This window comes from Lacisediminimonas sp., assembly GCF_030645335.1.
Classification (GTDB): domain Bacteria; phylum Pseudomonadota; class Gammaproteobacteria; order Burkholderiales; family Burkholderiaceae_D; genus Lacisediminimonas.
In genome coordinates this window covers 1-5,333 of record NZ_JAUSNH010000091.1, presented here as the reverse complement: position 1 = coordinate 5,333, position 5,333 = coordinate 1, and the positions used below count along the sequence as shown (strand labels likewise).

3 protein-coding genes are annotated in these 5,333 nt (G+C 56.1%); all 3 read right to left on the bottom strand.

The features are described 5' to 3' along the window. Positions 1-2,377 (bottom strand): hypothetical protein (locus tag Q7T64_RS06400; RefSeq protein WP_304793017.1); only part of this gene is annotated, 2,377 nt, incomplete at its 3' end. Positions 2,378-2,385: 8 nt separating this feature from the next. Beyond that, positions 2,386-2,829 carry a hypothetical protein gene (locus Q7T64_RS06395; protein ID WP_304793014.1) on the bottom strand — a complete coding sequence of 148 codons (444 nt, stop codon included), beginning with the start codon at positions 2,827-2,829 and terminating at the stop codon, positions 2,386-2,388. A 276-nt stretch (positions 2,830-3,105) separates the two neighbouring features. After that, a partial coding sequence (locus Q7T64_RS06390; RefSeq protein ID WP_304793011.1) for a hypothetical protein occupies positions 3,106-5,333 on the bottom strand: 2,228 nt, incomplete at its 5' end.

Here is a 5,333-nt window from a genome sequence, read left to right as displayed (position 1 = left end):
ACAGCCTGAACTCGGTTCCCACCCACGGCGCCAACCTGAGCTTGATCGCATCCAGACGCCGCGCTCGTGCTGTGGATCGTGCAATCTGGACCATGCTGCGCATATCGGTCTGGCGCATCTTGGCCTCCTGCCGCAACCACTCAAACACCGGGCATTGATCATCGAATTCAGGCTTATCCAGCTCCTCCATGATTCGTTGCGCAACCAAGTGAAGTCCGATGTACTCGTTATCGGCGGGGAACACCGCCTTTTTATTAACGGACGACCACCCTCCCGCTTCACTGAACTTCCCCTTCGGCGTATGCAGGGTCAGCCCTTCATCCTTTTCAATCATTTCGATCAGCTCATCTTCGTCACACCATGCGATGAAAACTTGTGCTGCGCGCTGCAGCGCCTTGCTTTCGTTGGCGCTGCGCCCTGCGACCTTGATGCCGGTCAACGGATAATAGCCGCAGCCAACCGCATTGGCCGCCATGCCGATCAGCGTTCCGGCGCTGGAAAGCAGCGTGGACGAAAAAGACGCGTTGTTGTAGCAATTGGATGAATCCGTGTCAGTGATGTCAGTACCATTGACAGCGAGCGTCGCATTGGCGGCCGCGGACGGCGGCGACGTCGCCGCATTCACCACGAAGTAGGTGCCAAATCCAAGCGACACCAGGCCAATCATGAAATTGGCATTGGCCTTGATATAACCCCGCAGCCACGCCCCCCACAACTCGCGCGTCTGCTTGGAGCGCAGCACACGCTGGTGGCTCCGAAAGCATCTTTTTGCCGCTGCCAGATACCGTTCGTCCCGGCTATCACCGCGCAGCTGTGTCAGGCGACGCCTCGCCGTGTCAATCTGGGAATGAGCCCGCGGCGCTTCTGCATCAAGCCCCTGCTTGCGGTCGAAATAGCCCTGCGCCAGGTATGCCATGCCAGAACCGGCCAGCAAGCCCCCGCTCATGACTGCCGGCGCGCCGAGAATCAGGCCGAGTTGCGCCGAAATCGAGAGCGCAATATTGCACGGCATGACAATGCAATCGCGCCGGACCGATGCACTCGCCTTGACTTGTTCAAGCTTGGAATCCTTTGACAAGTAGGGATTTTTCCGACATGCCGACATGAAGCTTTCCCAGTGCATGCTGTTGGCCTTGCTGGAGGTTTCACTGTTGACGTAGTCAAGCGCACCATCCACATGGGCCCAGGCTTGCGCCATCGAATTCCAGTACCGGGACTGGCCATTCAGATAGTCCCGGAACATGACCAGTGCATGAATCGAGGCCGGCACGGCAACCAAAGCGGTCGGCACGGCAGCCGACATTCTGGTGATTGAGCAGGCTGGTTCGCGCACCAGCACCGAGTCTTCGCCCACCAATTTCTGTGCGAGCAGTGCGCTATAGGATGCAAGCCGGAACAGACTCAGGAAAGCCCATCCATAGTAGACCCTTGACTGCACAATCGGACTGATCAGGTTTGGCCCCTTTTCCTTGCCCGGGCGAAAACGCTCGCGCATTGCCGTCGTGATGTCGTTCCAGCGCTTGATCCACCTGGGCTCCCATCGCGCTTTATCCAGCTCATCGGCATGGTCAAGCGCGTCCTTGAGCGCCTTGTCGGCATTTTCGTAGGCCTCATACACTGCATCGGCAAAGCCCAAGAATTCCGCCAACTCACGGGACGGGATTTTTTTCGCGGCATCCGTAATCTTCACTTTCGACGAAAGCGGCCGCTCGCCAAGGCTCTCGTCGTCGCCACTTCTGTTGTACTTGTACGATTGAGCGGACATCCCCTCATTGAGGGACTCCGACTCCTCTGTCGACACCTTGCTTGATGTGTCTCCCGATGACGAGTACGAGGATTCTGGCTCACGGTGCCGCTTTACAGTGTCGGCGCGACCCATGCTGGGCCGGCTCGCATGGCCAGTGTTGTGATCACTGTCGTCACCAGTTTCGTCGATTCTTTCGCGTCGTCTGCCCGTCTCTGGTTTTAAGCTCAAACCGTTGCCGTCGTCGTCACAGTCGGATTCAATGTTCCTGCGGTGCTGATTCTTGCTGTCGAATTGGTTTTTCCTCGCTTGATTCCTGTCGCGTTCTTCGGTCGTTTTTTCCGCTCGATCGCTGCTGGCTTCATCCTCATCGTGATCGTGTTCATAATCGTAATCACTATCGGAGTCTCCTGGGCTGGCGCTGCGCCGGCTGCTCTCGCGAGAATCGTTGCGGCTACGCGCATCGCTGCGACGATTATCGTAATCGTTCGACCCATCCTGGTCATCGACATCGCTATCGCTTGACGCGTCGTAACTCGGCGTGATGTCAATGACGACATGCTTTGGATTTGGCGTAGTCAAATTCCGGGTTACGGGCATGCCGCGAGCGGCCTGAAGGCTTGTTGTGCTCATGTTGCCTCCTAGGCCAAAGCGATCGGATCAAGACTGGATGCGGCGCGCAAGTTCATTCCGCTCGCCGTCAGCCCGACCTGCCAATAATGGGAAAATACATCAAGTTCCTGCGTCAGGAAGTCGATCAGCATATCGGCAGCGCCGGGCTCAACAAGGGGAATATGCAAGCACAGCATCAAGTTTCCAGACACCTGATCAATCGCCAGAACTGGCAACAGATCCATGCTGGCGTCACTATTACACTCAAGCATCCAGCGCAGGCCAGCCCTGGTGGTGTTGGCCGGGCGGCCCAGCAGTACCTGCACCCGGCACAGCCTGGACGGCTCCAGGCAGGCCAGCCTGACCTCAATGCCATTGATATCGATGGTCTGGTTCTTTTGAAGCTTTTCGGCATCGACACCGAAGGCTGCCGCCACGTCGTTGAGCAACTGCCCGTAGTCCTGGATTAGCATCGCGATCCCCTGTTATCAAATAGATGATTTGTAAAGCACAGGCTCAGTGCTGGTGCACAGCATTTTGGTTCCAGATATGGCAGGGCAATTCAGGCAAGGTGGAAGGTGGATGAATAAAAGGCGGGCACGGCGATACTCAAAATGTGGCAGCAGACTGCCGGGGAAACGCGCCCCATTAGCAGGCCGTGCCAGCAAAAAAAAGCCTCGACTTCGCAAGAAATCGAGGCTTTCAACGCAGGATAAAACTGCCGCCCTGATTGATTCTCAAGTAAAACGCTAATACCTGTCGTCCATGTGACTTTGGTCGGCATCGGCCGAGGAATTGGCCAATGATGAGAGCACGTCGGGCACGTCATCTCCACCGTTTCCTCTATTGGTCAAGGCATTCTCGAACTCACCCATCAGCTTGTCCCGGCGCAACGCCTCCTTGTCGAAGATGCGCTGCACTAGCCGGCCGCGCTTTCGTGGCGTAAATATCGGTGCCGCACTCGCGCTGTTGCTCGTCGAATCTTCAGAACTGATCCTGGTGTCGGTGTCGGAGTCATCGCTGACCCCGCCTGACTTCCCGTTGAGCATGCCCTCGATATTGATCACGAGGGTCGCGTCCCGGCCAAACCCATTATCGACATCACTGTCACTTTCGAAGTCGTCTGAATCCGACAGCGTAATGATGATGTCATCCGGGTCATCCACGTTTTCGATCGCCGGATCAACGTCCAGACGATCCAGGATCGGTTTGATATCGTCGCCGCATTTCAGCGCAGAAAACAGACGGCTCTCTCCTGGGTCGTCCGATTTAGACTCGCGGATCAAGCGCTGCACCAAGGGCATGCGTGACAAATTCAATGCAGCATTAGCCCGGGCCTTGCGATCGATGAGTACCTGTGCATTCAGGTACAAGCGTAATTGCTCCCCGAGTCCGCTGACCTCATCCTCACTGAAATACTCTCGTAGCAAGGCAGCATCGGTCCTGCGCATTTTCCTTGTAATGTCGACCCCACACTGCTCGCGGGCCCCTAGGATATGGTCGGCAACCAATCGAACTTGGTAGAGTTTGGCCTTGGCCGGGTAAGTCCCCGTCGCTTCCCTGCGTTGCGACCAGACCTGATCGACCGCCGCAACGAAGTCGTCTTCGTTGAATTTGTTGAAAAATCCATCTGCCATCAACTCCTCGTAAAGGCTCTTGGCCAAGCGAATATGTTTCTGGCTGTTCCTGTTGCTGTAGCCTGATCCGTCAATTTTGGACTTGAAGGATTCTTGCTGCGACACATGGTGGATCGCCCGATCGACCAATACCTCCGCCGGCAACGGAGCCGCACGCTGGATATCGGCCATCAGCGGATAGTCGGTCTTGAACAAGGGCGCCAAGCGGTGCCTCAAGAAATCGAGCCTGCGCTGATCATCCTGCATCCCTTTGGCGACCATCAACATTGCCCATAGCTCGATTGGCGGCATTTTCCACACATGCTGGAGGACGTTCAATATTTCACCAGGATTTTCCGGCATAGCCAGTTTGGGATCCATGAGCCATGCCAGTTGGTGGGCTATCACGCCCACAGCAAGATGTTCGTTAGTGGACGGGGAAACTTCACGGCGGGTGGTCTGGAACCCTGTTTGCTCATCGTAGATGCCTGCAGGCACCTGAAGGATCACTTTTTGGTTCCTGCCTCCCATCATGTCTTTTACATCGTCCAGGCTGAACATTGCCTCCAGCAAACGGGTGTCTTCGCGCCGATGTTTGCTATCGACGAGCGCATCGCCACGCCGATACATTTTGGTCGCGGTAAATGCCATGTAGGTCGTTGACGCGGCGGAGATGAATGTACCCACCACGTTGGCTGGAGATGGCTTGTAGGCCGTTCTCATTTGCAGCAACGCGGCCACGCTCAGCGAGCCGGTTGCGCTGACCACGTTGGCGCCAGCCTTGATCTCGCGTGCGATGCCGCCAGCAACTTCGAGACCTTGCTGCCCCGATATGCGTTCCATATGATGTAGCAAGACATCGCACAAAGAGTCGTTCTCGGGATTCGCTGCTCGCCAATTTTTGAGCAGGTCGTTGTCGAGACTCTCTATCCATTTTTTGGCAAACACCATGAGGTCTTTTGCCTTGTGCTTCTCGCTCTCCCCTTGCTTCCAGTCGCAATACGCTTGGCCCATGTAGGCAAGTCCGGAAAGGCCAAATAGCACGGTGCCACCAATCTTGGAGGCGCCAAGGCTATTGAGAATTTGTGCGGTCGCTGAAGCAAGCAAATTAATTGGCAGGAAATATCGCTCCCGCGTCGCGGCATAATAGGTCTTGTCCGCCTCCAGCTGCGCGGTGGGCGAAAGTTCCGGTATTTTTTTGCAGGCATCCAGGAAAAGCAGGACCCCGCCGGCGTCCGCCAGCGACGGATCCTCGATAGTCTTCATGACCGTCAGCGCTTGATCCAGATTCGCGTCGGCTTTTGAGCGCTCGTTATAGAACGACACTTCAGTGCGATACAAATCGCGGATCATCGCCACGG

What these genes read in the sequence shown, in the direction of transcription:
- Q7T64_RS06395 (WP_304793014.1), bottom strand. Translation starts at nt 2,829, where the DNA reads ATGCTAATCCAGGACTACGGGCAGTTGCTCAACGACGTGGCGGCAGCC.